At 58.2% G+C, this 25360-nt stretch carries 23 protein-coding genes; 8 read left to right on the top strand and 15 right to left on the bottom strand.

What is annotated here, in order from left to right; all coding sequences use genetic code 11:
• Nucleotides 1-159 precede the first annotated feature (159 nt).
• Together IYV58_RS21640 and fucO are read left to right on the top strand one after the other, a co-directional pair.
• A complete protein-coding gene (locus tag IYV58_RS21640) occupies nt 160-480 on the top strand; it encodes a FaeA/PapI family transcriptional regulator (protein ID WP_004124187.1) in 321 nt (106 codons plus the stop codon).
• 763 nt (nt 481-1243) lie between these two features.
• The gene (gene fucO, locus IYV58_RS21635) at nt 1244-2395 is read left to right on the top strand and encodes a lactaldehyde reductase (RefSeq protein ID WP_195729255.1); all 1152 of its coding nucleotides are present in this window, start codon (nt 1244-1246) and stop codon (nt 2393-2395) included.
• Nucleotides 2396-2506: 111 nt separating this feature from the next.
• On the opposite strand, the gene IYV58_RS21630 is transcribed toward fucO, so the two are convergent.
• The 5 genes from IYV58_RS21630 to IYV58_RS21610 form a co-directional block, all read right to left on the bottom strand.
• Nucleotides 2507-3286, bottom strand: coding sequence for a heme ABC transporter ATP-binding protein (locus IYV58_RS21630; RefSeq protein ID WP_087829829.1), 780 nt, complete (start codon nt 3284-3286; stop codon nt 2507-2509).
• Nucleotides 3279-4274 carry a FecCD family ABC transporter permease gene (locus IYV58_RS21625; RefSeq protein ID WP_142469463.1) on the bottom strand — a complete coding sequence of 332 codons (996 nt, stop codon included), beginning with the start codon at nt 4272-4274 and terminating at the stop codon, nt 3279-3281. The genes IYV58_RS21630 and IYV58_RS21625 overlap by 8 nt, the downstream gene beginning before the upstream one ends.
• Nucleotides 4274-5092, bottom strand: coding sequence for a heme/hemin ABC transporter substrate-binding protein (locus IYV58_RS21620; protein WP_195729254.1), 819 nt, complete (start codon nt 5090-5092; stop codon nt 4274-4276). The genes IYV58_RS21625 and IYV58_RS21620 overlap by 1 nt, the downstream gene beginning before the upstream one ends.
• The gene (locus IYV58_RS21615; protein WP_049115737.1) at nt 5089-6129 is read right to left on the bottom strand and encodes a hemin-degrading factor; all 1041 of its coding nucleotides are present in this window, start codon (nt 6127-6129) and stop codon (nt 5089-5091) included. The genes IYV58_RS21620 and IYV58_RS21615 overlap by 4 nt, the downstream gene beginning before the upstream one ends.
• Nucleotides 6130-6200: 71 nt before the next feature.
• Entirely contained in the window at nt 6201-8570 is a 2370-nt protein-coding gene (locus IYV58_RS21610) for a TonB-dependent receptor domain-containing protein (RefSeq protein ID WP_142468448.1), read from the bottom strand.
• A gap of 422 nt (nt 8571-8992) precedes the next feature.
• Between IYV58_RS21610 and IYV58_RS21605 the strand changes: the two genes are divergently transcribed.
• On the top strand, nt 8993-9277 hold the full coding sequence (locus IYV58_RS21605; RefSeq protein WP_195321960.1) for an Rdx family protein: 285 nt from the start codon (nt 8993-8995) through the stop codon (nt 9275-9277).
• Nucleotides 9278-9353: 76 nt separating this feature from the next.
• Entirely contained in the window at nt 9354-9704 is a 351-nt protein-coding gene (locus tag IYV58_RS21600; RefSeq protein WP_004124166.1) for a nitrous oxide-stimulated promoter family protein, read from the top strand.
• Nucleotides 9705-9769: 65 nt separating this feature from the next.
• Here the strand turns inward: IYV58_RS21600 and sitD are convergent, their stop codons facing one another.
• The 9 genes from sitD to IYV58_RS21555 all read right to left on the bottom strand — a co-directional run bounded on the left by sitD (nt 9770) and on the right by IYV58_RS21555 (nt 17484).
• Nucleotides 9770-10624, bottom strand: a complete 855-nt coding sequence (sitD, locus tag IYV58_RS21595) for an iron/manganese ABC transporter permease subunit SitD (protein WP_049112340.1) — start codon at nt 10622-10624, stop codon at nt 9770-9772.
• The gene (gene sitC, locus IYV58_RS21590; RefSeq protein ID WP_004124162.1) at nt 10618-11466 is read right to left on the bottom strand and encodes an iron/manganese ABC transporter permease subunit SitC; all 849 of its coding nucleotides are present in this window, start codon (nt 11464-11466) and stop codon (nt 10618-10620) included. The genes sitD and sitC overlap by 7 nt, the downstream gene beginning before the upstream one ends.
• Entirely contained in the window at nt 11463-12284 is an 822-nt protein-coding gene (locus tag IYV58_RS21585; protein ID WP_195729253.1) for a manganese/iron ABC transporter ATP-binding protein, read from the bottom strand. Before IYV58_RS21585 ends, sitC begins: the two co-directional genes overlap by 4 nt.
• Entirely contained in the window at nt 12281-13198 is a 918-nt protein-coding gene (locus IYV58_RS21580) for a metal ABC transporter substrate-binding protein (protein ID WP_195729252.1), read from the bottom strand. Before IYV58_RS21580 ends, IYV58_RS21585 begins: the two co-directional genes overlap by 4 nt.
• A 178-nt stretch (nt 13199-13376) precedes the next feature.
• Nucleotides 13377-14339 (bottom strand): LacI family DNA-binding transcriptional regulator, encoded by a 963-nt coding sequence (locus IYV58_RS21575; RefSeq protein WP_004124158.1) that lies wholly within the window; start codon nt 14337-14339, stop codon nt 13377-13379.
• Nucleotides 14340-14395: 56 nt separating this feature from the next.
• Nucleotides 14396-15310 carry an ROK family protein gene (locus IYV58_RS21570; RefSeq protein WP_004124157.1) on the bottom strand — a complete coding sequence of 305 codons (915 nt, stop codon included), beginning with the start codon at nt 15308-15310 and terminating at the stop codon, nt 14396-14398.
• Between the two features lie 189 nt (nt 15311-15499).
• Nucleotides 15500-15814, bottom strand: coding sequence for a PTS lactose/cellobiose transporter subunit IIA (locus IYV58_RS21565; RefSeq protein ID WP_004104873.1), 315 nt, complete (start codon nt 15812-15814; stop codon nt 15500-15502).
• Between the two features lie 23 nt (nt 15815-15837).
• Nucleotides 15838-17160 (bottom strand): PTS cellobiose transporter subunit IIC, encoded by a 1323-nt coding sequence (locus IYV58_RS21560; RefSeq protein WP_004134311.1) that lies wholly within the window; start codon nt 17158-17160, stop codon nt 15838-15840.
• A gap of 9 nt (nt 17161-17169) precedes the next feature.
• Nucleotides 17170-17484: a PTS sugar transporter subunit IIB gene (locus tag IYV58_RS21555; RefSeq protein ID WP_004104871.1), complete on the bottom strand. Its 315-nt coding sequence runs from the start codon at nt 17482-17484 to the stop codon at nt 17170-17172.
• Between the two features lie 174 nt (nt 17485-17658).
• Between IYV58_RS21555 and IYV58_RS21550 the strand changes: the two genes are divergently transcribed.
• From IYV58_RS21550 to IYV58_RS21535, 4 genes are all read left to right on the top strand, one after another.
• Nucleotides 17659-18930, top strand: a complete 1272-nt coding sequence (locus IYV58_RS21550; protein ID WP_049113211.1) for a PTS sugar transporter subunit IIC — start codon at nt 17659-17661, stop codon at nt 18928-18930.
• Nucleotides 18931-19153: 223 nt separating this feature from the next.
• Nucleotides 19154-20491, top strand: a complete 1338-nt coding sequence (locus tag IYV58_RS21545; RefSeq protein WP_195729251.1) for a maltoporin — start codon at nt 19154-19156, stop codon at nt 20489-20491.
• A gap of 12 nt (nt 20492-20503) precedes the next feature.
• Complete coding sequence (locus IYV58_RS21540) at nt 20504-22699, top strand: CBM35 domain-containing protein (protein WP_413784881.1); 2196 nt, start codon at nt 20504-20506, stop codon at nt 22697-22699.
• A gap of 54 nt (nt 22700-22753) precedes the next feature.
• Nucleotides 22754-24154 (top strand): glycoside hydrolase family 1 protein, encoded by a 1401-nt coding sequence (locus IYV58_RS21535; RefSeq protein ID WP_004124144.1) that lies wholly within the window; start codon nt 22754-22756, stop codon nt 24152-24154.
• Between the two features lie 230 nt (nt 24155-24384).
• Here IYV58_RS21535 and IYV58_RS21530 read toward each other — a convergent pair whose 3' ends face one another.
• A complete protein-coding gene (locus tag IYV58_RS21530; protein WP_123828885.1) occupies nt 24385-25332 on the bottom strand; it encodes an alpha/beta hydrolase in 948 nt (315 codons plus the stop codon).
• Nucleotides 25333-25360: the final 28 nt, after the last annotated feature.

Here is a 25360-nt window from a genome sequence, read left to right as displayed (position 1 = left end):
ACGGAATTAAAAATTCACTCTTTATACCAGGGTTTTTATCATAAAAAAAAGTGAATTTCAGATAAATGTACTGTTTAAGTTGAAATTTAAAGCTAATGTTGCCGTTTTCGTGGGGTCAATCCATACTGCTGTGTACTGAATGACAGAAGGAGCTGACTCATGAAGATTTCATTTTCATCCTGTACCCCACATTCAAATCAAAATTCTGTAACCGCAGTTGAGAGTTTGCGCTCATTGATGAGCTCAATGGGCATCAATAAATTCTCCGGGGTCGTCGTACCAGAGCAGGAGTATATTCTTTATGTTTTAAAAGAACATGGACCTGAGGGGTTGCTTACTCGGGAATTAGCGGACAGGTGCGAAATGTCAATATATAAAGTCAGACATTTACTACTGCCGTTGGAAAAGTTTGGTCAGGTGAACAGGATAAAAGTTAATAAGCATCATAAATGGTATTTTTATAATAAAAATGTTGACTAATAGGCATACTAACAAGAGGCTATGATGTTTGCAATAAATATAGATCTCTTAGGCGTTTTTTTTAATTTTTTATGATTTTTGAGAATTAATATCTCGCAAATAACAGAGAATATTCTTAATGATGAAAATTTCGTAACTCTTAAAAAATCTGCTGCGCTATCCGCAGGGTGATAAGCAATTATCCTTAATGACAGATAAATCTTATGCGATGTTCGTAAGCGATGGCCAGCGCCGGGGATAGCCGCTTTTGTTGAATAAATAACCTTTTTGTTAAATAAGTGTTAAGTTTGCGGTGTGCAATCTGCGGCGGTGTACGTCGGGAGTGTATGGATAAGGCGGTGGGGAGTAAGCAACGGATGTACAGAATAATCGCAGAGCGTGGGCATAAAATATCGGTGTCGTCTGCGCGACGCTAGCCTGTTCATTTTGCGCCGCGGTATAAACGACTTTTTTGCTACACGGACAAATACCGGTGGTAAAAGAGAAATAGTGTGATCAACTTCAATAATATTCATCGTGAGTTAATGTTCTTTTGCCAGCTTATATTGTTGTGAGGTTTAGCGATGTCATTAAATTTGCGGGTGATGATGTCCAGTATGCTGGACAAAGCTGATGGCAAATGTGCGATGGGTTAATTAACTGAGATTGCGTGCAGGGCAATTAGGGCGTTATTTGATATTAAATAATAAAACGGCTACGTCAGTCACGTTACTGTAGGGCTAAATATTATGGTTATCAAACACTCAGATTGAGGGAAGCACGCATGGCTTACAGAATGATTTTAAACGAAACCTCTTATTTTGGTCCCGGCTCGATTCGCTGTATTGTCGATGAAGTCAAAAAACGCGGCTTCAAAAAAGCGCTGGTGGTCACTGATAAGGATCTGATTCGTTTTAACGTTGCGACAAAAGTCCTGGCTATTCTCGACGGAGCCGGGCTGCCTTACAGCATTTTTGATGACGTTGTTCCGAACCCCACCATTGAGGTTGTGCAGCAGGGTGTAGAAACGTTTAAGCAGTCGGGCGCCGACTACCTGATCGCCATCGGCGGCGGATCACCGCAGGATACCTGTAAAGCAATAGGCATCATTATTAATAACCCCGAGTTTGCCGACGTTCGCAGTCTCGAAGGCGGGGCCGATACCAAAAACGCCGCCGTACCGATGATCGCGATCCCAACCACCGCCGGTACGGCGGCGGAAGTGACCATCAACTACGTGATTACCGATGTCCAGAACCGCCGCAAATTTGTTTGCTATGACCCGCACGATATCCCGTTGGTGGCGATTATTGACGCCGAAATGATGGCCAGTATGCCTGCCAGCCTGAAAGCGGCGACCGGCGTCGATGCGCTGACCCATGCGATCGAAGGTTACATTACCAAAGGCGCATGGGAACTCACCGACATGCTGCATCTGAAGGCCATTGAGGTGATTGGCCGCTCGCTGCGCGCTTCGGTACAGGGCGACGCGCAGGGCGCGGAAGGCATGGCGCTGGGGCAATATATTGCTGGGATGGGCTTCTCAAACGTCGGTTTGGGGCTGGTCCACGGCATGGCCCACCCGCTGGGCGCATTTTACGGCACGCCGCACGGCGTGGCCAACGCGGTGCTGTTGCCGCATATCATGGCCTATAACGCCGAATGTACCGGCGAGAAGTATCGTGATATCGCTGTTGCACTGGGTAATCAGTCGGCGGCAACGATACCGATTGACGCAGCGCGACAGGCGGCGATAGAGGCGGTGGCGCAGCTGAATCGCGACGTGAATATTCCGGCGCGTCTGCGCGACGTGGGCATGAAAGAAGAAGATATTGATGCTCTGGCCGCCGCGGCCCTGGCGGACGTATGTACCGGCGGCAATCCGCGCGATACCAATCTGGAAGAGATTAAAGCGCTGTATCGGCAGATCTTCTAATTTGCCAATCACAACGAAGCCGGTAAACGTATCGGCTTCGTTGTTTATAAAGGACCGTTTTCACAGGACGGGCAGAGCGTTAGCCGCCGTCGGCACAATCATTTCCTCGGCTCACGGCGCCAGATAGACCTGCGGAACGGCCGCATCGGGATGTTCGCCTGTGCTGACCTCCGCGCCGTACCAGCGGCTGATAATCGGCTGCTGGATCACTTCCTGCGGCGTGCCCTGCGCCACCAGTTTCCCCTGATGCAACAGCAGAATCCGATCGGCCCACAGCGCCGCGAGGTTAAGGTCGTGCAGCACTATGCAGACGTGCAGGCGGCGGCTGCGGGTCAGGCGTTTGAGCAAGCGCAGCAGGTGCTGCTGGTAATAGAGATCCAGCGCTGAAGTGGGCTCATCGAGAAACAGCCAGCCCTCGGGCGCGCCATCGCGCCACAGCTGCGCCAGACAGCGGGCCAGCTGCACCCGCTGCTGTTCGCCGCCGGAGAGGGAAGGGTAGCGTCTCCCGGCCAGATGATCGCAGCCGGTCTCTTCCATTACCCGACGGATCATCTCCTCATTTGGCGTGCCGCCCCACGGCGAGCGGCCCATGGCGATAACCGTTTCGATCGGCCAGTCGGCGTGCAGCTGGGTTCGCTGCAGCATCACCGCCCGGCGACGGGACAGCGCCTCTGCCGACCAACTCTCCAGCGGGCGGCCTTCCACCAGCCGTTCGCCGTCGTCGGGGGTTAAAAAACCGGTCAACAGGCGCAGCAGGGTCGACTTACCGGCGCCGTTGGGGCCAATCAGCGCCGCCATCTCGCCGCCGCGGAGCTGGAGCGAGACATCGTTAACAATCTGGCGGTGACCCAGACGCAGCGACAGCGAACGCGCGCTATAGCGGTTATCCATGCGTCTCTTTCTCCCGACGAAAAATCAGCCACAGAAACCACGGCGCGCCAAGTACGCTGGTCAATAGCCCGACCGGCATCTCCGCGGGAGCGGCAACGGTGCGCGCCAGCGTGTCGGCCAGCAGCAGTAGTATCGCGCCGCACAGCAGCGAACCGGGGACCAGGCCGCGATGGTCCGGCCCCAGCCACATCCGCATCAAATGCGGCACGACCAGGCCGATAAAGCCGATAATCCCGCTGATGGCCACCGCCGACGCCACCAGCAATGCGCTGCACAACAGCAGTAGCCGCTGCAGGGCGCGAACGTTGACGCCCAGATAGTGCGCCTCTTCATCGCCCAGTTGCAGCAGGTTAAGCCGCGAAGCCATCGCCCACACCACGAGGGAGGCCGGGATCATCAACGTGGCCGCCACCAGCAGCGTCGACCATTCCGCCTGCCCGAGGCTGCCCATACCCCAGAGGGAAAGCTGGCGCAGCTGAGTATCGTTGCTGATCCACGCCAGTACTCCGACCAGCGCGCCGCACAGGGCGTTAATGGCGATGCCGACCAGCAGCAGGCGCGACAGCGAGGCGTCTCCCGCCCGGCTGAGGATAAAAATCACCACCATCACCGCCGTGCTGCCGATAAACGCCGCCAGCATCGGCGCGTATAGCACCACGATCAGCGGCACCGACAGGGGCAGCACCAGCCAGCAGGCCACCGCCAGCGCCGCGCCGCCGCTGATCCCTAACAGTCCCGGATCGGCGAGGGGGTTGCGAAACAGCCCCTGCATCACGCAGCCGGAGAGCGCCAGCGCGGCGCCGACCAGCAGCGCCAGCAGCACTCGTGGCAAACGAATAGTCAGCCAGATGTTCCTCAGGATCTCATCGCCGGCGGGCAGCAGGCTGGTCAACGGCAGGCGCATGGCGCCCAGGGTCGTGGCGAGCAGCGTCAGGATGACCAGCAGCAGCGTCATTAACCACAGATGACGAGCAGGGCGGGAGCGCATCAGGGCAGTTGCTCCGCTTTTTGCCGCAGCGCGAGCACCGCCTGCGGAGTGCGCGGACTAAAGCCGAGCAGGGCCATATCATCTATCACCAGTACCTGCTTATGGCGTCCCGCAGGCGTCTGCGCCAGCCCGGGCAGCTTCCATAGCCCTGCTTCGCCGCCCATGCCTTTCAGCCCATCGGCGGAGATCACCACCAGGTCCGGATTACTTGCGATAACGCCCTCCTGCGACATGCTGCGATAATGGTCGAAGCTCTGCATGGCATTTTGCAGCCCGGCCGCCCTGATTGCGCCATCCGCCGCGGTTTGTTTCCCGGCCACCATGGTATTCATACCGCCGTGGCTGAGAATAAACAGCACCCGCTTGTTCACGGGCTGGGAAGGAATTTGCGCAATCTGCTGATGAACCTTCTGGCGCAGGGCGTTACCTTCGCTCTGCTTACCAAGGGCGTCGGCAATCACGGCAATTTTTGCCTCGATAGCCGGAAGGTCGTAGCCGCCCGGTACGTTGATTACCTTAACCTTATTCTCTTCAACCTTTTTCAGCACCAGCGAGGGCTGCGCCTGGGCGCTGGCCAGCACCAGCGTCGGCCGCAGGGAGAGGATCCCCTCGGCGCTTAGCTGGCGGATATAGCCGACATCCGCCAGGCTCTGCGCGGCGGCAGGCCAGGTGCTGGTGCTGTCTTTCGCCACCAGTTGCTGCTGGGCATCAAGCGCATAAACCACTTCCGTGACGTCGCCGCCGAGCGACACAATCCGCTCGGCGGCGGCGCTGGCCAACAGCGGGAACGCCGCAAGCAATATCAGCCAGTGCTTCATACCAGTAGCCCTTCGGTGGTCAAACGATCAACCTGCGCACGCCACTGCGCCTGCTCCGGGTGGCCTTCGCTGCGTTGACCGAACAGCTGTGCTATCTGCGTGCCGTCTTTGGCGAACAGCTCGACGCTGGTGACGTGGCCATCAGAGGTCGGTTTGCGGGTCACCCAGATCTCATCCACGCTCTCCTCGCGCAGATGCAGGGTAAACGCGGTGTTGAAGATATTCAGCCAGCCGCGCATCGGGGCGACCTTTTCCAGCGCGCCGGTGAAGATCTGCACGCAGCCGCGGTTGCCGACAAAAATCATGATCTCGTTGCCATCCTGGCGGATGGTTTCCAGCAGGCCCGGCAGCGTCCGGGTGTCAATGCGGCAGGCGAGGTCGTCGCTGACCAGGCGGAAAGCCTGCTGGCGCGACAGGTTATATTTTCTCAGCAGGCCGAAGAACTGGTGAACGTCGGTCATGGCGCGCCATTCGTTTTCCAGCGCCTCGCCGTCGGCGGAATCAGCATATTTCAGCGGAGCGGCGGGGCGAATCGCCAGCGGGGCAGGCGATTGCTGCGTATGCTCGGCAATCAGCGCATCCCAGGCCGCCATGTCGGTATTCCCGGTGGTGTAAACCTTGAGCAGCGCGTCGCCGTGCGGATCGAAGAACTGGATGCTCTGGCGGCCGTTGTCGTTCAGGCGAAAAGCGCTGGCCCACTGGCTGAGAAACAGGCGCAGATCGAGGGCGCGCGGGTTGAGCACCAGCCCGGCGTGGCCGCTCAGATGCTGATGGGTAAATTCGCCAACCTGCTCATGCACTGCGTATTCGTTGCGGCAGATGCATTTGGTTTCCCCCACGGCTTCGAGCGCCGTCAGAATGGCGCGGGCATCGTCCCGCAGACGTACGGCATCGTAGCCCTGGCGGGCTTCGGTCAGTTCGGCTTCGCTAATCCCCATTTCGGCGGCGATATCCCGGGCGTATTTCGCGGAAGATTGCGCTTTCGTGGCCAGATAGCGCTGCCACAGCGGGAGATGTTGCGCTTGGGTGTTGTGCATAATTCACATCCTTCTCTACGATGAGTTTCCCCGGCGCGCGGCCGGGGAGCAGGTTTCTTATTATTGGCCGGTCAGAAATCGACGTTAACGCCCAGCTGCCAGGTGCGGCCAGGCATCACCGCCAGCGCTCTGTCGTTGGCGTCCTGATTCGTCGCCGTTTCGATATTGCGGCTGCTCAGATAATCCCAGTATTTACGGTCGGTAATGTTGTATACGCCGCCGTTGACGCGCACGTTCTTCGCGACTTGCCAGTACGCGGTCCAGTCCAGCATGCCGTAACCCGGAACGCGCATATATTCGCTGGTCGAATCGGTAATCGCGGAGCCGGAGTTGGTATAGCTTTCACGGTTGGTGGCGGTGGCGCGCTTGCCCTTAACAAAGGTGGCGGTCAGCGCGGTGCCGTACACTTTTGCCGGATCGTCCCACGCCACGCCGACGATGGCTTTCATTGGCGCGACGCTATCAAGGTCGACGTACTTATCGCCGCTGTAGCTGGATTTCGATTGCCCTTCACTATAGCCGTAAGCGAGGGTGGCGCTCAGGCCATTAACTTCTTCAAACCAGCTGCCAAAGTTGAATTTAGCGCTGATTTCGCCACCGTAGATATACGCTTTATCGCGGTTTTCCGCCTGGTAAATGGTGTAGATATTCGACGGTACGTTAGTGAACTGCGCCGGATTATTGGCGCGGGTGTAGCGCGTATAGGCGATAAAGTTCTTATAGGTGTTGTAGAACAGCGCGGTGCGCATGGTGATACCTTCCGCCACTTCGCCCTTCATCCCCCACTCAACGTTATCGCTGGTTTCGGTTTTCAGATCGGTGTTGCCGATCAGCGCATACTGGCCGCGTCCGGCGTAGCTGGAGCCGAGGTTCCACGAACCGTACAGCTGGCTGGCGTTCGGGAACTGCGCGCCGCGCTGATACTGCAGATAGGTCATCAGGCGCGGGGTGAAATCGTACTGCAACACCAGCGACGGCAGCGCCTGGGTATCAGCGTTCTTACCGTACAGATTTGACACGTCGGAACCGGTCAGCACGCTGCTATTGTTTGCCAGATCGGAGACGTTCTCCGGCCTGGTCGACTGATGCATCACGCGAATGCCCGGGATAACCGCAAAGTTATGCTCGTCGAGGTCGAAATTAATTTTGTCCTGCAGGAAGCCGGCGACGATATAGCCGCGGCTGTCGGCGTCCGGTTGCATGATCTGGCTAAAGGCGCTCGGGGTGGGCGACTGGGTTAACGGACGCTGGGTTTTGGTGGTGCTGGCGTTAAAACCGGCGCTCAGATCGTGGCGGCCTATCGATTTCGCCAGCGCGCTCTGAATGCCCCAGGTGTCGGTATCGTAGTCGGAGCTCACCGTTTGCATTGCGCGGGTGACGCTGTCCGGCATATAGGTCCAGTCATGGGCCTCGGTATGCTGGTAGTAGACCTTGGTCGATACGCTGTCGATATAGTCGTTCATCGGCGTCCAGTCGTCCTTCAGGCTCAGTCCCCAGCGGCGGGTCTGGCTGGTCTGGTTTGACGTGCCGATAACGCTGTTGCCGCTGGAGTCCCAGGCGTCATAATGCGTGTGGTTCGTTTTATGGTAATAATCGAAGGTGCTGGTGAGCTTATGTTCGTCATTCGGCTGCCAGATCCCCGAGGCCATAAAGGCGTTGGAGTGCCAGTTTGCCGGATAGGAATCAACGGTCCCGCTGTTATTCTCCGTCTCCTGACCGTCGCGACGGCTGTAGACGAAGATCCCGCGCAGGGTCTCGTCGCCGCCGGCAACGGTGACGCCGTTGTGCCAGCTGCGATCGGATGAGTCGTAGCCGCTGCGGTAGCCGAAGGCGCTGGTTTTGCCCGGATGCAGGTAGTCATCCGCGGATTTCGGACGGAAAGAGACGTTGCCGCCGATGGCGCTGTTGGCGGTATCGGTTGATGTCGCCCCGGACTGAATATCGATGCTGCCGTACATGTAGGGGTCAATGTAGTCGCGGCCCATACCGAAGGTATTGAGGCCCGCGCGGCTGGCGTAGCTGCGCCCGGTGGCGTTCGGCTGGGCGATGCCGTCGACGTCGATCCCGACGCGGTTGCTCTCCATGCCGCGTATGTTGTAGCCGGTATAGCCGCCGCGGTCGAAGCCGCTTTTGCCGTTGCCGGAACCGCCGCTGGCGCCGGTGGCGCTAATGAGCGGCTCGTAGCGCATGATGGAGCCAAAGTCGTTGGCCCCTTTATCCTGCAGCTCCTGAGCGCCGATCGAATGTTCGCTGCCCGCTTTCAGCAACGGCGCCGGCGCGGTAACGGTCATCCGTTCCGAGCTGTCATCAGTCGATGCGCTGCTGGTGGTTTTCGCGGTGGTATCAGCCGCCCCGGCGGAAGTCTGATAAATTGCTGTAAGCAAAGAAGTCACCAGCAGGCTTTTCTTGAACCATGCTGTTGATTGAGTGGAGTTATACATAGTAGCCACGCCTTAATAATTATTAGAACCTATCTCATTAGGGCTATTTTGCTTGCCATTTTGAACCTGGGCAGTGCTCAGACAAAACTCATAGAGTTTTGAACGCCTTCAGGGCGGCCCGAAGGGGGAGCGTAGCGAATAATCCTCACGTACTACGTGTACGCTGCGGTTCTTCCGCGCTGGCCGTGTTCAAACTGTCTGCGCCAATGACGCCTACTGGGATAGGTTTTGAGTATTGGCTCACGCGTTACTTCCAGAGTGCAGGTGTGTCCGGTTATTCCGTTACTGGACGTTTTTTCTCCATGCTTATTGATTGCGAATGGTAATGATAGGTATTATCGTTTGCAACAAAATAATCATGTTATCTTCAATTAATCTGCAAGTTGTTTACAATTTGCCCTTTTACCGACAGCGAGAAGCCGATGAGCCACAAAGCCGCGATTACCATCACCTACTGTTCGCAGTGCAACTGGATGCTGCGCGCCAGCTGGATGGCCCAGGAACTGCTGCACAGCTTTAGCACCGACATTGCTTCGGTCACGCTGATTCCGGGAACCGGCGGGATCTTCGTGGTAGCCGTTGATGATGTGCAAATCTGGGAGCGCAAGAAGGATGGCGGTTTCCCTGACGCGGCTGAGCTCAAGCGCCGTGTGCGCGACGTTTGCTTCCCGGAAAAATCGCTGGGGCACGTGGACAAACCGGCATAATCCTCAGGGAGTATGTGGCTGCATCGCTCTCTCTGAATGTGTATTATGAATGCATCTTTTTCGGGAGGAACAGGCGATGGCAGGCAAACGTATTGCGCGGGAAAAAAAGACCATTAGCAGCATGATCGCGCTCTATCAGCGCCGCTGCCCGGAGGCCCGCGACGATACCGAACACTATCAGGCGCTCAACGCCTATGCCGACAAGCGGCTGGATAAATGCGTCTTTGGCGAAGAGAAGCCCGCCTGCAAGCAGTGCCCGGTGCACTGCTACCAGCCCGCAAAACGCGAAGAGATGAAGCGGATTATGCGCTGGGCAGGGCCGAGGATGCTCTGGCGGCACCCGATTCTGACAATTCGCCACCTGATCGATGACAAACGCCCGGTACCGGAGTTACCGGAAAAGTATCGGCCCAAAAAGCCGCAATAAACTCCCCGGCTCGCGCTGCGCTTAGCCGGGCTACAATTCGCGCGGTCTGTAGCCCGGGTAAGGCGTCAGCCGCGACCCGGGGCCTCGCCGGAACGGGCCGTGGTTTGACTATCGCGAACCGAGGTCCAGACAAATGCGATAACGAACAGGGCGGTAAACAACACCACAATGGTCGGCGCCGGCGCGCTGTCGAGATAAAACGACAGCCACACGCCGCCCAGCGAACAGCTTAACGCCATCGCCACCGCCAGCAGCAGGGCGCTGACAAAACGCCGGGTCAGCAGCAGAGCAATCGCCCCCGGCGCTATCAGCAGCGAAATCGACAAAATGATCCCCACCGCTTTCAGCGTCGCCACGATGGTCAGCGCAATCATGCACAGCAGCCCATAATGCAGCAGCCCGCAGCGCAATCCGCTGGCCTTCGCCTGCTGCGGATCAAAGGCGTGCAGCAGAAAATCACGCCACTTAAGCCCGATTATCAGCGCAATCGCCAGCGCAATCAGCGACGTTTGTACAATATCGCTGGCGGAAATACCCAGCATGTCGCCAAACAGAATATGATCGAGATGGACCTCCGACTGAATCGACACGTACAGCACCAGGCCTGCGCCAAACATCCCGGAAAATACGATGCCCATGAGGGTATCGCGCTTAATGCGGCTGTTATCGTCGAGATAACCGGTGGCGATGGCGCAGAACAGCCCGGCGATAAACGCGCCGATGGCGAAGGGGATACCGAGGATATACGCCACCACCACGCCCGGAAAAACCGCGTGGCTCATGGCATCGCCCATCAGCGCCCAGCCCTTGAGTACCAAAAACACCGACAGCAGCGCACAGGGGATGGCAACGATCGCCGCCACCAGCATGGCGTTGACCATAAAGGAGAACTGGAAAGGTTCAAGCAGCGCGCTCAGCATGAGGCCTCCCTGGCGCGGCGACGGCTGGCGAGCAGGCCGTGCTTCGGCGCGAAAACGAACGCGGCTAAAAACAGCAGCGTCTGGGCGACGACGATAATTCCGCCGGTCGCCCCGTCCAGATAGTAGCTCAGCCACGCGCCGAAAAAGCTGGTCAGGCTGCCAATCGCGACGGCAATCGCCAGCAGGCGCGGGAAGCGGTCGGTCAACAGCCAGGCGGTGGCGCCGGGCGTCACCACCAGGCAAATCACCAGAAACGCGCCGACGGTTTGCAGCGCCGCCACGGTACAGGCCGCCAGCAGGGTAAAGAACAGCAGCTTCAGCCCGCTGGTGTTGAGGCCAATCGAGCGGGCGTGATTCTCATCGAAAAAGGTCACCATCAGGTCTTTCCACTTCAGCAGCAGAATCGCCATCGAAATAAAGCCAATTGCCGCCAGCTGAATAATATCCTCTGGAGCAATAGCCAGAATATTGCCGAGAATAATGGTCTGGATATTCACCGAGGTCGGGTTCAGCGACACCATAAACAGGCCGATACCGAAAAAAGAGGAGAAGATCAGGCCGATAATTGCATCTTCCTTCAACTTCGAACGCTGGTTAAGAAACAGCATGCTGCCCGCCGCCAGCCCGCCGGAAAGAAACGCCCCCAGCGCGAAGGGCAGGCCGAGCATATAAGCGCCCGCTACGCCCGGCACGATAGAGTGGGAGAGGGCATCGCCAATCAGCGACCAGCCTTTGAGCATCAGGTAGCAGGAGAGAAACGCGCACACTCCGCCCACCAGCGCTGAAACCCACATCGCGTTCAGCATATATTGATAACCAAACGGCTCCAGCAGCCAGCTCATCTTTCGCCTCCCGCCGCCCGGCGGCTGATAAACGGCCGCTCATCGTCGGTAATAATCCTCTCTTCCGCGCCGCTCAGCACCACGTGGCGCAGCACGCCGCTAAAAGCCAGTTCGAGGTTTTCGGCGGTAAAGGTGCTTTCCGTCGGGCCGCTGGCCAGCACGGTGCCTTTGACCATCACCGTGTAGTCGCAGAACTCGCTCACCGAGCCGAGGTTGTGGGTGGAAACCAGCATGGTGCAGCCTTCGTCGCGCAGCTCCCGCAGCAGCTCGATGATGCGCGCTTCGGTCTGCACGTCGACGCCGGTGAAGGGTTCATCCAGCAGAATAACTTTTCCCTGCTGAGCGATAGCGCGGGCCAGAAACACGCGCTTTTTCTGCCCGCCGGAGAGCTCGCCGATCTGGCGCTGCCGGTACTCGCTCATGCCGACTCGCGCCAGGGCGGCATCGACAATCTCATGGTCGCACGCTTTAGCCCGCCGCAGCCAGCCCATATGGCCGTAGCGCCCCATCATCACCACATCTTCCACCAGCACCGGGAAAGACCAGTCCACCTCTTCCGCCTGCGGAACGTAGGCGACGAGGTTCTGCCGCAGGGCGCGGTTAACCGGCTGGCCGAGGATCGCGATATCGCCTTTACCGACGCGTACAAAGCCCATCAGCGCTTTAAACAGCGTCGATTTGCCCGAACCGTTCACCCCGACCAGCGCGGCGATGGCGCTGCGCGGCACGCGGAACGAGGCGTCGCGCAAGGCAGTATGACCGTTGCGATAGGTCACGCTGACATTGTTGACCGCGAGACCCGGTAGCTCGTGACTCATGCCTGTTTCCTTAGTCCGTCGTTGATGCCCTGGACGATGGTTTGGGTGGTGACGCGCAGCAGGTCGAGATAGGTCGGCACCGGGCCATCGGCGGCGCTCAGGGAGTCGACGTACAGGACGCCGCCATAGTGGGCGCCGGCTTCTCTTGCCACCTGACGCGCCGGTTTATCGGAAATGGTGCTTTCGCTAAAGATAGTCGGGATATGCGCTTTCTTCATGGTGTCGATGGTTTTCCGCACCTGCTGCGGCGTGCCCTGCTGGTCGGCGTTGATCGGCCACAGATAGAGCTCCTGCAGGCCGTTATCGCGGGCCAGATAGGAGAACGCCCCCTCGCTGGTTACCAGCCAGCGCTTATCCTGCGGTAGCTTCGCCAGTTCCGCCTTCAGCGGCGCCATGGACTGGCGGATCTTCTCTTTATAGGTCTCAGCGTTATGGCGATAGGCGTCGGCATTTTCAGGATCGTACTTCACCAGCGCGTCGCGAATGTTATCGACATAGATCAGCGCATTGTCGGCCGACATCCACGCGTGCGGGTTGGGCTTACCGTTATACGGCCCCTCGCTGATGCCCATCGGCTGAATGCCGTTGCTGACCACCACTTCCGGTACGCCGTTCAGGTGCTGATAAAAGCGGGCGAACCACAGTTCAAGGTTCAGGCCGTTGGCGAGGATCAGCTGTGCGCCCTGCGCGCGTTTGATATCGCCGGGCGTTGGCTGATATTCGTGGATCTCGGCTCCCGGTTTGGTGATGGAGCTGACGTCGGCGGCGTCGCCCGCAACGTTTTGCGCCATGTCGGCGATCACCGTGAAGGTGGTAATCACTTTAAATTTCTCTTTTGCCTGGACGGGGGCGACGGCCAGCAGCGCCAGCGTGGCGGCAAACATCAGATGCTTCAGGGGTGGCAGGTGCAGCATAAGGTCCCTCACAACGTTGCGGTTAATTAATCATCATTTATAGCCATTGCTATGTTATATAGCACAAGCTATTTATAAATGAAAATAATTCTTATTTAGATGTAAGGCGAATGATTAGCGTGCGAACCCGCGGCGGGAGAGAAAAAGGCCCGGCCACGCGGAAGGCCGGACGCTGAAATCAGGAGAGATCGGCCACCGACTGGCGGGGGATCAGGCGGCCCGCCAGCGTACGCCCTTCGGGAGAGAAGGTGGGGCGCTCGTCAATCAGGTTGCGGATACGCTGCAGGCAGTTCTCCATCAGCTGCTCCAGCGGCCAGGAGATGCACGTCAGCGGCGGATTGAGCAGCGAGGCAAGGGGAGAATCTTCCAGGCTCAGCAGCGAGACCTCCTGCGGTACGGCAACGTTGAACTCGCGCAGCAGGCGCATCGCTTCGGCGGCGTAGCGGTCCCGTTTCACGATAATCACCGAGTATTTGCTGAAGCTGTTAATCAGCGTCAGCAGCGCCTGTTCAACGTTATCGTTGGCCGCCAGCATCAGCTGCCGGTTAAAAGGGATGGAGTAGTTTTGCAGGACGTTGCGATAGCCTTCGAGCATCTGGCGGCTGGCGTCATCGCTGTCGTTATCAACGAGCAGCGCGATATTGCGATGGCCCTTGCCGATCACGTAGCGGCAGGCGCTCTCGGTGGCAAAAGCGTAGTCGTAGCCCTGATTATTGACCCCGGCAATGCTGAAGCGGTCAAAGGAGATCACGTTGCGCGGCGCATCCGCCGGGACGGCGCCGAGCACCACCACCGCCACGCACTGGCGCTGTAAATCGTCGACGACCGCCGCCTGTTCCGCCGCATCCGTCACGTACTGAACAATCAGGTTTTTATTCAGCCCCTTCAGCGCAAGCGAGAGCATCGGTAGCAGGCGCGCGCCGCTGCTGTCATCGTTCGCCGGGATCACCAGCCCCACGTGATTGGATGTCTGACTGGCGAGGTTTTGCGCGGCAAAGCTCGGGCGGTAGTTCAGTTCCTCTACCGCGCGCAGCACCGCTTCCCGGCTCTCTTCGCGCACGCCCCGCGTGCCGGTCAGCACGCGGGATACCGTCGCTCGGGAGACATTCGCTAATCTTGAAACATCATCAATGGTTGGCATGGCATTTTCTGTCTGAATATTTTCGCCTAGCTTAGCATACCTGCTGAAAAAAGTGTCTACCGCCGACCGGCTTCAGCATCGGCCAGAACCGGCAGCCAGGCCGCGCCGCGCACGCCGCTGGCATCACCGAAGCGGGCCTGTTTGATCTGCGTTCGGCAGCTATCGGAGAAGAGATACGGGACGATCGCCGACGGCAGTTGCTCATAGATTTGCCCGACGTTGGAGAGCCCGCCGCCCAGCACAATCACCTGCGGATCGAGGATATTGATTACCGACGCCAGGCTGCGGGCGAAAGCGTCGATAAAATGCCGCCAGTGGGCCAGCGCCTGGGGATCGCCGTTTTGCGCGGCGGCGATAATCGCCTCGGATCGCGCCTGCGCGCCGTAGCGGCGGGCAAAGCCGGTGCCGGAAATAAAGCTTTCGATGCAGTTCTCTTTTCCGCAGTAGCAGGGCTGCGCCGGGCCGTCGCGATCGGGGCAGTAGCCCGGCAGGGGATTGTGTCCCCATTCGCCAGCGATGGCGTTAGGCCCGCTGAGCAGCTGTTGGTTCACCGCAACGCCGCCGCCGCAGCCGGTGCCGATGATAACGCCGAAAACGGTCATCGCCCCCGCGCCCGCGCCGTCCACCGCCTCAGAGAGGGTGAAGCAGTCGGCATCGTTCGCCATCCATACCGGCTGGCCGAGCTCCCGTATCAGGTCATGACGCAGGTCGTGGCCGTTAAGCACCAGACAGTTACAGTTTTTAATCAGGCCGCTTTGTGGGTCGATAGCCCCCGGCAGGCCGATACCAAGGGTAAACGGACGCTCGCTCCAGGCGCGGACGCTCTCAATTAGCCCGAGCAGCTGCTGCATAAACGCGTCGTAGCTCTCTTTATGCGTCGGACGGCGCTGGCGATAGACGCATTCGCCCGCCGCGTTGAGCAGGACGGCTTCCATTTTGGTGCCGCCGATGTCTAAACCGAGATGTAGCATGGTTGTCCTTAATCGTGGTAGCCGGTTTTCTCCGAGAGGGAGCTACGCGTGCTGTCCAGGTAGCCCGGCTAAGCGCAGCGCGAGCCGGGAAGTCAGCCAGGTGACATGAGCATTTACCGTTTTCCCGGGTCGCGGCGTAAACGCCTTACCCGGGCCAGGTCATCTCCTCACTCCTGGAGAGGAGGAACTCTACGCGTGCAGCGGTCGCGAGCGGTAAATGGCGATCAGTTCGCCGATCAGCTCTTTCGCCAGAATCGAGGTCATCAGATGATCCTGAGCGTGAACCATCACCAGGGTCATTTTGGTTTTACCCTCTCCCTCGTCGGCCTCAATCAGCTGGGTCTGCACCCGATGCGCCTCGCGGGCGAAATGCGCCGCTTCTTTCATTTTTTCGTCGGCGGCGGCGAAATCCCCCGCTTTAGCGCAGCTCAGCGCTTCGTAGCACAGGCTACGCGACTGGCCGGCGTTGATGATGATACCCATCACCTGTTCTTCTAATTCCATGATAACCCTCTGAATAGTATGAATTATGCGGACTGCGGCGCGCTTTCGGCCTGGGCGGCCGCGTTAGCGTGTTCCTGCTCCAGCAGCTGTTTTTCGTAGGCCTTCAGGAACGGCAGGTACATCACCATCGCCGTCGCCATACAAATCAGGCACATGATCACCGGGCTAAAGCTCCAGTTCGCCGCCCACGAGGCGCCGATAGGGGCGGGCGTCGTCCACGGCGTCATCGACACCACGCGGCTCACCAGGTCCAGCTTCAGCGCAAAGTAGGCCAGGGTCGCGTTGATCATCGGCACCAGCACGAACGGCAGGAAGAATAGCGGGTTCATGATGATCGGCGCGCCAAACAGAATCGGCTCGTTGATGTTAAATACGCCCGGCACCACGCCCATCCGGCCAATCGTTCGCAGGTGCACGGCCTTGCTGCGCAGCAGCATCAAAGCCAGCGGCAGGGTGGATCCGACGCCGCCGATCAGCAGGTAGTGATCCCAGAAGCCCTGGACGTAGATATGCGGGATCGCGGTGCCTGCGGCCATTGCCGCCTGGTTGATCGACAGGTTCGCCATCCAGAACGGATTCATAATCCCGGTGACGATCAGCGCCCCGTGGATCCCGGCAAACCACAGCACCTGGCACACCAGCACCGACAGCAGGATCGCCGGTAGGGTATCGGAGGCCGCCACCAGCGGTTTCACCAGCGACATGATCGCTTCCGGGATAATCATCCCCAGCTGCGCTTCGATAAACAGATTCAGCGGATGCAGCGTCAGCACGATCGCCAGCACCGGGATCAGGATTTCAAACGAGCGCGCCACGCCCGCCGGGACTTCCGGCGGCAGACGAATGGTAATGTTGTGACGCTTGAGGAAGGCGTACAGTTCGGTGGAATAAATCGCCACCAGAATCGCGGTGAAGATCCCCTGGCCGGAGAAGTAGGCGGTGGAGATCTGGCCATCCTTCAGCGGCGCGGCCACCAGCAGAAACGACATCAGCGACAGCATTCCGGCGGTCAGCGAGTCCAGATTGTGGTGTTTCGCCAGGCTGGCGGCGATCCCGACGGCGATAAACAGCGTCATTACCCCCATGCTGAAGTTAAACGGCAGCATCAGCGCATCGCGATGATCGAGAGAAAATTGCAGCCAGGCGCGGGCAAATCCCCACGTCGTATCCGGAGAAAACGGCGGGAAAATAAAGACCAGCAAAAACGATCCGACGATCATAAAGGGCAGGGCGGTAATAAAACCGTCGCGGATGGAGGTGACGTATTTTTGCTGGCCAATCGCACCCGCCATAGGCGTGATCTTCTGTTCAATCACGGCGATCAGCTTCGCGTACAGAGAGCTCATGATCTTTCCTTAGTTTTTGTTATCGATAAGGGAAAGCGCGAAATCGAGTACGGCGCCGCCTTTCTGCATGCCGTAATCCATCATGTTGATGGGTTCCACGCGGATACCGTATTTATCAGCCTGCTTTTGCAGATCTTTCTGCATGTATTTCACCTGCGGCCCCAGCAGGACCACCTGGTAATGGCCGACCTGTTGATCGAATTCCGCGACGCCGAAGGCGTTGATCTCCACCGGCAGACCGCGCTGCTCGGCTTCGGCGATCATTTTTTTCACCAGCAGGCTGGTGGACATGCCCGCGGAACAGCACAACATTATCTTTTTCATATATCGCTCCTGATGAGATGGATGCGCCGACTATAGTCACAATGGATATAAAACGGAAAGCGCTTTCCGTTTGTGGATTTATTTATTGTGACAACGATCACCTATGGCGGGCTTTTACTTTATCCGGGAGTGCGCGATCATCCTGGCGATAAACTATTCCTATAAGGCAGGACTATGAACATTCAGTTGATGAATGTTGTCGTCGATATCATCGAGCAGCGGCTGGCGCCCCTGGCCAACGTTCTGACGCGCAATAACCACATCACGGCGATGCGCGACAGCTTTGCGCTGGCGATGCCGTTTGTGATTGTCGGAAGTTTGCTGGTGCCGATTTTGTTTCCGCCCGTTTCCATCGACGGCGCATCGTTTTTCGGCCAGTTCTATTTCCAGCTACGGCCCATTCTGCTGCCGACCTTCGAACTGACCATCGGGCTAGTGGCGCTGATTGTGGCCTTCGGCGCCAGCGCCAGTCTTGCCAAGCAGTACCGGCTGCCTGAGCGGCTCTGCGGGCTGACCGGCTGCCTGGCGTTCTTGCTGTTTATCGGCTTTCGCGGCAACGGCGCGACCAATATTTTCCTCGGCGGGATGGGGATTTTTACCGCTCTGATTTCAAGTACTTACTCCATTGAGATCGTGCGCTTCTTCTACAAGAAAGGCTGGTGCATCCGCCTGCCGGAAGAGGTGCCGGTGATGACCCGCAACGGCTTTCAGCTGCTGATCCCGCTGCTGGTGGTGATGCTCTCCATCAGCGTCATCAACGCGCTGCTGCTGCAGAGTACCGGGCGCATTTTACCGGAGCTGATTAGCGAAGCGGTGCGGCCGCTGGTGGTGGCGTCCGACACCTTAACCGCGGTATTAATTTCTTTATTTATCTGCAACCTGCTTTGGTTTGTCGGCATTCACGGCGCGCTGATTATCACCGGGATTATGAACCCGTTCTGGATGACCTATCTGTTTGAAAACCAGCAGGCGCTGGCCGCCGGTTCCGCCACGCTGCCGCATATTTACCTGCAGGGGTTCTGGGATTTTTACCTGCTGATCGGCGGCATCGGCTCCACTTTACCGCTGGTGTTTATGGCGATGCGCAGCCGTTCGCGGCAGCTGAAAAGCGTGGGGAAAATTGGCCTGCTACCCTCGCTGTTTAACATCAATGAGCCGATACTGTTTGGCTTTCCGATTATCATGAACCCGGTCTTTCTGCTGCCGTTTCTGTTTGTTCCGCTGATAAATGCTTGTATAGCATGGTATTTAACCCAGCTGGGGATTCTCGATCGGGCGGTGGCGATGCTGCCGTGGTCGATGCCGGCGCCGCTCGGCGCGGCGTGGTCAGCTAACGGCAGCTGGAAAAACCTCTGCATGTGCCTGTTCGCCATTTTTAATGCCTGGATGCTCTATCGTCCGTTCTTCAAGGTCTATGAACGGCAGCTCGCCGACGCCGAACGCTAAGCTTTTCGCCTGCCTGCCACAGCCCGCCGCGTGCGGGCTTTTTTATATCTGCCAGATTATGTGAACTTCATCACAAATATTCGCCAGCTCTCGTTAAAATTGTGAACTCATCCGGCAATTACGGAAAGCGCTTTCCGTTAACGGATGTACATTTCCATTTTTGATCCGTAAATTTCCTCCCGTTCTCAGGCAGTGTTAATAAAAAAATAACCAAGGAATAAAAATGATCAGGCTAAATCATTCAATACCTCTGTCTTTACTCGCCCTTGCGGTGATGAGCGACTGCGCCATCGCCGATCCGAAGTACGATTTTATGCTCCACGGCTATATCCGTTCAGGGATCCTCGCCAACGCCGACGGCAACCGCGCCGACTCGGTTGGTCTGATGCCGGACGGCAAGTGGCGTCTGGGCAACGAAGAGGATACCAAGATCGAACTGATCCCGACGGTGACGTTAACCTCGGACAGCGGCGTGGTGGCTAAAGTCCAGGCCAACATTACCCATCAGTCGAAATGCACCTCCGACTGGAACTGTCAGGACGACGACGGGCATGATGTGCAGTTCCGTGAAGGTTTTGCCGAACTGTCAAACCTCGACTTCGCCCCGGAAATGACCTTCTGGGCCGGTAAGCGCTACAGTAGCTCCAACACCTCCAGCCACCAGTTCGACTGGGAGTACATTCAGTACAACGGCACCGGCGGGGGCTTCGACAACATGGATCTCGGCTTCGCGCGCTTCGATGCCGGGGTATACGCCTTCTCACCAACCGACGAAACCAAAGCCTACCCGGTCGACAAAGGCGATCAGGGCTATCCGGATGACTACTCGCTCAATCTGTGGCTGAAAAAGATTGGCGGCACCGGCTTCGACCTTGAGCTGATTGGCCATCATATGAACCGCAACGAGAAGCACCCGACCTCGGCGGAAAAGGGCTACGGCGTGACCGGCGTCTACAACTTTGACGGCTTTTACGGCCTGACCGGCGGCTACTCTCGCGTGGTCTTCCAGTACGGGCGCGGTCTGGCGGCGGGAGACTCGCTGGGGAAAAACGGCTGGGGCTGGGCAAACCTCGACGATACCCAGTCCTGGCGCGTGGTGCTGGATAACATGGCCTCGCTCGGCGACTGGGAAATCTCCACGTTTGCCTACTATCAGAAAGACAAAAACTACCGCTGGTGGACGGAAGATGCCAACGGCTGGGGACGCACCAGCTGGGTGGCGGGGATCCGCCCGTATCAGCAGATCACCAAAAACTTCGCCATGCAGTACGAGCTGGGCTACGAATATCTCGACGATAAAAACTACAAAGGCGTGGACGGTAAAGGCAAAGGCGGCCTGACGAAAGTGACCATCGCGCCGACCCTGACCTTTGATTCCGGCTTCTGGAACCGCCCGCAGCTGCGCTTCTTCGTCACTTACGCGAAGTGGGATAAAGGCGTGTCCGACGCGCTGGACGGCAACTATAACTGGGACACCAATACTATTTCCGCAGGCGGCTACTCGCGCAGCGGCGACACCGACACGCTGAACTTTGGCGTGCAGGCCGAAGTCTGGTTCTAAGGAGAGATAACGATGATTAAGCCGGTGACAAAACTGATGCTCGTCGCGCTGCTTTCGGCGCTGGGAAGCGCAGGAGCGATGGCCGCAGAGCGCTCGCACTTTGAACACTTTATTACCCGCGACGGTGCGACGCTAAAAGACGGCGACAAGGTTTTCCGCTTTGCGGGCATCCACGCGCCGGAGCTGCACCGTATTGAGGACGATGCGCGCGGTACCTGCAAGGCCGACTCGCGTGGCTGGGGGCAATATTTCCGCTGGCCGACGGCGGAAGAGCAGGAAAACTGGATTAAGGCGCTGGTGCAAACCGGCGCCAGGGCGCAGCGGGTATACGTGCTCTCGGTGCAGCAGGCGTTTGACGAGGCCTGCGGTCGCGAAACCCATATTCTGGCCCCGGAAATCGCCGACGGCATGCCGCGCCTGAATGAAAAGGCAATGCGGGTATACGACAACATGATCGCCGAGGCGGACAAACAGGGGCTGCGCCTGATCCTGCCGTTTATCGATCACTGGTGGTGGTGGGGCGGTCGCGAGCAGCTGGCGGCGTTCTACTACGAAAAGCCGGAGGATTTTTACCGTACCGACAGTAAAACCTTCAAGGCCTATCTGGACGTGATTCGCCAGGTCATCACCCGTACCAACAGCGTGACCGGTCGTCCTTATTACGACGAAAAAGCGATTATGGCCTGGGAGACCGGCAACGAACTGGAAGACACCAACGCGGCGTTTCTTCAACAGACCGCCGCGTGGATCAAAAAGTGGGCGCCGCATCAGCTGGTGGTCGATGGCACCTACAAGAAAATTAACGGGTTTGCGCTTAACGATCCCCATGTCGATATCGTCAGCAACCACTACTACACCAATGCCGATAACAACCATCCCGATCAGGTGAAAAAAGACCTGACGGCGGCAGCGGGTAAGAAAGTCTATATGGTGGGCGAATTCGGCCTGCTGGACGCGCAGCAGCTTAACGCCATTATGCAGTCGATCGTCCATAGCGAAGTCAACGGCGCGCAGGCGGCGGGCGGTTTAATCTGGGGCTTCCGCGGTCATCGTCACGACGGCGGCTTCTACTGGCATAAAGAGTCCACCGGCCACTACAGCTACCATCTGCCGGGCTTTCCGGTGGAAGGTAAGGCCAATCAGGAGATGGAAGTGGTCGACCTGGTGCGCACCGCCGCGGCGCAGATGACCGGGCTGGAGAAAGCGCCGCCGCTGCCGAAGCCGGATGCGCCGACGCTGCGGGCGACGGATTCACCTTTTGCGATCAACTGGCTGGGGGCGGCGGTAGGACGCGCCTACGATGTTGAGCGCGCCGATTCGGCATCCGGGCCGTGGAAGGTGGTGGGGCGCGACATTTCCGACGGCGTTAACGAATGGAACCCGCAGACGATGGATCTGTTCCGCGATGACTATCGCAGTCTGCGGCTGGGGAATACCTACTATTACCGCGTCATCGCTAAGAACGAGAGCGGCAGCTCAGCGCCTTCGAACGTGATTAGCGTGAAGCATACCCAGGCGAATCAGGCGCCGGTAGTCGCGCTGGCGGAGAGGCTTACCACCAGCCAGGATCAGGGCGTGCAGCTGAGCGCGAGCTGGCGCGATGACGGGCTCCCGGACCGCGACGTAAAGGTGAACTGGAGCAACGGCGGCAGCGCGCAGGCTCATTTTTGCGCGACGGATAAAGCCGAAACCCGCGCCTGGTTCAGCGCCCCCGGTGAATACGCGCTGACCTTTAGTGCCGATGACGGTCTGCTCAAAAGCAGCAAAACCGTTAAGGTCACGGTGACGGAAGCCGTCGGTAAAGTCCCCGCCGACTACTGCCGTTTTGGCGGCGGGGTATTGAACGTGACCGATGGCAAAATTGCGGCGGCGAAAAGCGAGAAAGACGCGCTGACGATTGACGAAGACGGCTTCCTCGGCCCGTTCGCCAACGACGGCGATAAGGTGAGCTGGCAGGTTTCCGCGCCGTGGGCCGGCAAGTATCAACTGCGGGTGACGTTCAGCGGCAAATGGGGCGGCAAGAAAAACTCGTTTATCGTCAACGACGGCGCGCCAATCGCGGTTGAGTTCCCGCAGACCGATGAACAGGGCCAGCAGCTGCTGGTGCCGGTTGAGCTGAAGGCCGGCGATAACCGCATCGACTTCGGTAAATTCGCCGGCGACTGGGGCTACATGTTTATCAAATCGATTGAAGTGGTTGCAGAGTAGTGCTTATTGGCTGCGCCCGTTGGGTGCGGCCTTTTTTAACTTACAGGAGGCGTTATGACCCGGTATCAGTTTCCGGAAGGCTTTTTTTGGGGCGCGGCGGCATCCGGCCCGCAAACGGAAGGGATAAGCAACAAGCCGCACCGTTCTATTTGGGATAGCTGGTTTGCCGAACAGCCGGAACGTTTTTATCAGCAGATTGGGCCGCAAACCGTTTGCGACACCTATCATCAGTATCCCCAGGACGTGGCGTTGATGAAGCGGACCGGGTTCAACTCCTTCCGCACGTCGATTCAGTGGTCGCGGCTGATTGATGACTTCGAAACCGGCGCGCCCAATGCGGACGCGGTGCGTTTCTATCATGCCTACCTTGATGAGATGATCGAAAACGGCATTGAACCGATGATTAACCTCTACCACTTCGACATGCCGGAAGCGCTGCAAAAGCAGTACGGCGGCTTTGAGTCGGCGCACGTGACGGATCTCTTCGCGCGTTTTGCCCGCACCGCATTCGAGCTGTTTGGTCACAAAGTGAAATACTGGATCACCTTCAACGAGCCGATTGTGCCGGTTGAGGGCGGCTATCTGTACGACTTCCACTATCCCTGCAAGAAAGACGGCAGGCTGGCGGCGCAGGTGGCGTTTAACATTATGCTGGCCCACGCTAAAGCGGTGCGCGAGTTTCGCGCGCTGGCGCTGGAAAGCGAGATTGGCGTGGTGCTGAATCTGACGCCGTCCTATACCCGCAACGACAGTGCGGAGGATAAAAAAGCGGCGTGGTATGCGGATCTGTTCTTCAACCGCAGCTTTCTCGATCCGCTAGTGAAGCATCAGTTCCCGAAAGAGTTGTGCGAAATTCTGGCCGCGCGCAACTGCCTGCCGGAGGTGACAAAAGCCGACGTGGAGTTGATTACCGGATCGCGCGTCGATTTTCTCGGCGTTAACTATTACGTTCCGCGGCGGGTGAAGGCGCGCGAAAGCGACTATACGCTGGACTATTTCACCCCGGAGTTCTATTTCGAAAACTATGTGAATCCAGAAGGGCGCTTTAATCCTTATCGCGATAATAATGAGATTCTGCCGCAGGCGATTTATGACATTGCCGCCAATATTCGCGATAACTACGGCAATATAAAGTGGTTCCTCGCGGAAATCGGTATTGCGATGGATATTGAGTCGGAAGGCGAACCCGGCGCAGACGGGGTCATTGACGATTCGTTCCGCATCGGCCTGATGGAAGAGCATCTGGTGCAGCTGCACCGCGCGATAGCCGACGGCGCGAACTGCTTTGGTGTGCATCAGTGGACCTTTATCGATAACTGGTCATGGATTAACTCGTTCAAGCGCCGCTACGGTTTCTGGCGGCTCGACCTGCAAACCGGAGAGCGGCAGATAAAGCGCAACGCGCTGTGGTTTGCCGAACTGGCGACCAGCAACGGCTTCAGTTCTGATAAATAGCTCGGCAAAATCCCCCGGAGGCGGCGCTTGGCGCGCCTGTCCGGGCTACCAAACCACACGAACTTGTAGCCCGGACTGATGTGCAGTATCGCCTCCGGGAAGTCATACCTACAGGGGCTTCAGATGATCTCCCCGGTGGCGGCTGACGCCTTACCGGGGCTACGGGTCACCGCAGTTTGCGGACAGGTAGCCCGGCTAAGGCGTCAACCGCGAGCCGGGGGTTATCGGCGCTATTTTTTTATTTCCGCCAGCGAGGCTATCCAGTTCATCGCCAGCTGCGGCCACTCGGCGGCGGGCAGGCCCGTTGTCCCACGGATGCCAAACCCGTGTTTCCCCTCGGCGAACAGATGCAGCTCGGTCGGCACCTGCTGCGCGCGCAGGGCGTTAAACATCACCAGCGCGTTATCCACCGGCACGGAAGGATCGTCCACCGCGTGAAAAATAAAGGTCGGCGGCGTCTGCGGCGTGACGTTCTGTTCCGGTGAATAACGACGCTGCCGCTCTGCCGTCGGCGTTTCGCCAATCAACGCCTTGCGCGATCCGGGATGGGCAATCGGCGGAACCATAGAAATAACCGGATAGCCGAGCACCGCGAAATCCGGCCGCGCGCTCTGCTGGTCGATAACATCCACGGCGGCGTAAGCCGGTTCGCTAAAACGGGTCTCCAGGCTGGCCGCCACGTGTCCGCCGGCGGAAAAGCCCATAATACCGATTTTTTGCGGGTCGATACGCCACTCGGCGGCCCGCGCCCGCAGGGTACGCAGCGCGCGCTGGGCATCGGCCAGAGGCGCATCGCTGCCCTCCGCATGACCGTCCGCGGGCATCCGGTAGGTCATCACAAACAGGGTATAGCCCCGGGCGTTAAACACCGGGGCAAGATCGCTGCCCTCTTTATCCAGCACCACCCGCTGATAAGAGCCGCCCGGCGTCACCAGCAGCGCGATACCGTTGGGCTTCTCCGGCGCGTAAACGGTAATTGTCGGAGCGCGAACGCCGGTGACCGCGCGATCGGGCAGAGAGGGGTCTTTGCTGCGCTCCACCAGCGATTCGCTCGCCGGGCTGTTTTTCGCGCCGGGCGCTTCACCGCCGGGCCAGACAGAAAAGGTGGGCAGAGAGGAAAATGCAGCCTGAGAAGAGAAAAGCAAAGCGATGGCGGCGGCCAGAGGTAAACGCGTCATAAGCATCTCCATTAAGGAAAAGGCTTAT

The organism is Klebsiella sp. BDA134-6 (assembly GCF_015601345.1).
Classification (GTDB): Bacteria; Pseudomonadota; Gammaproteobacteria; order Enterobacterales; family Enterobacteriaceae; genus Klebsiella; species Klebsiella grimontii.
This window is presented reverse-complemented; position numbering and strand designations above follow the sequence as displayed.

Excerpts from the sequence above, each read along its gene's own strand:
- IYV58_RS21560 (WP_004134311.1), bottom strand. The coding sequence starts at position 17,160 with ATGAGCTCTCTGTACGCGAAGCTGATCGCCGTGATTGAACAGAAGATC.
- IYV58_RS21550 (WP_049113211.1), top strand. The coding sequence starts at position 17,659 with ATGAACATTCAGTTGATGAATGTTGTCGTCGATATCATCGAGCAGCGG.
- IYV58_RS21620 (WP_195729254.1), bottom strand. The coding sequence starts at position 5,092 with ATGAAGCACTGGCTGATATTGCTTGCGGCGTTCCCGCTGTTGGCCAGC.
- sitD (WP_049112340.1), bottom strand. The coding sequence starts at position 10,624 with ATGCTGAGCGCGCTGCTTGAACCTTTCCAGTTCTCCTTTATGGTCAAC.
- sitC (WP_004124162.1), bottom strand. The coding sequence starts at position 11,466 with ATGAGCTGGCTGCTGGAGCCGTTTGGTTATCAATATATGCTGAACGCG.
- IYV58_RS21630 (WP_087829829.1), bottom strand. The coding sequence starts at position 3,286 with ATGGATAACCGCTATAGCGCGCGTTCGCTGTCGCTGCGTCTGGGTCAC.
- IYV58_RS21535 (WP_004124144.1), top strand. The coding sequence starts at position 22,754 with ATGACCCGGTATCAGTTTCCGGAAGGCTTTTTTTGGGGCGCGGCGGCA.
- IYV58_RS21545 (WP_195729251.1), top strand. The coding sequence starts at position 19,154 with ATGATCAGGCTAAATCATTCAATACCTCTGTCTTTACTCGCCCTTGCG.
- IYV58_RS21580 (WP_195729252.1), bottom strand. The coding sequence starts at position 13,198 with ATGCTGCACCTGCCACCCCTGAAGCATCTGATGTTTGCCGCCACGCTG.
- IYV58_RS21600 (WP_004124166.1), top strand. The coding sequence starts at position 9,354 with ATGGCAGGCAAACGTATTGCGCGGGAAAAAAAGACCATTAGCAGCATG.
- IYV58_RS21575 (WP_004124158.1), bottom strand. The coding sequence starts at position 14,339 with ATGCCAACCATTGATGATGTTTCAAGATTAGCGAATGTCTCCCGAGCG.
- IYV58_RS21555 (WP_004104871.1), bottom strand. The coding sequence starts at position 17,484 with ATGAAAAAGATAATGTTGTGCTGTTCCGCGGGCATGTCCACCAGCCTG.
- IYV58_RS21570 (WP_004124157.1), bottom strand. The coding sequence starts at position 15,310 with ATGCTACATCTCGGTTTAGACATCGGCGGCACCAAAATGGAAGCCGTC.
- IYV58_RS21610 (WP_142468448.1), bottom strand. The coding sequence starts at position 8,570 with ATGTATAACTCCACTCAATCAACAGCATGGTTCAAGAAAAGCCTGCTG.
- IYV58_RS21640 (WP_004124187.1), top strand. The coding sequence starts at position 160 with ATGAAGATTTCATTTTCATCCTGTACCCCACATTCAAATCAAAATTCT.
- IYV58_RS21585 (WP_195729253.1), bottom strand. The coding sequence starts at position 12,284 with ATGAGTCACGAGCTACCGGGTCTCGCGGTCAACAATGTCAGCGTGACC.
- IYV58_RS21615 (WP_049115737.1), bottom strand. The coding sequence starts at position 6,129 with ATGCACAACACCCAAGCGCAACATCTCCCGCTGTGGCAGCGCTATCTG.
- IYV58_RS21565 (WP_004104873.1), bottom strand. The coding sequence starts at position 15,814 with ATGGAATTAGAAGAACAGGTGATGGGTATCATCATCAACGCCGGCCAG.
- fucO (WP_195729255.1), top strand. The coding sequence starts at position 1,244 with ATGGCTTACAGAATGATTTTAAACGAAACCTCTTATTTTGGTCCCGGC.
- IYV58_RS21625 (WP_142469463.1), bottom strand. The coding sequence starts at position 4,274 with ATGCGCTCCCGCCCTGCTCGTCATCTGTGGTTAATGACGCTGCTGCTG.
- IYV58_RS21605 (WP_195321960.1), top strand. The coding sequence starts at position 8,993 with ATGAGCCACAAAGCCGCGATTACCATCACCTACTGTTCGCAGTGCAAC.
- IYV58_RS21530 (WP_123828885.1), bottom strand. The coding sequence starts at position 25,332 with ATGACGCGTTTACCTCTGGCCGCCGCCATCGCTTTGCTTTTCTCTTCT.
- IYV58_RS21540 (WP_413784881.1), top strand. The coding sequence starts at position 20,504 with ATGATTAAGCCGGTGACAAAACTGATGCTCGTCGCGCTGCTTTCGGCG.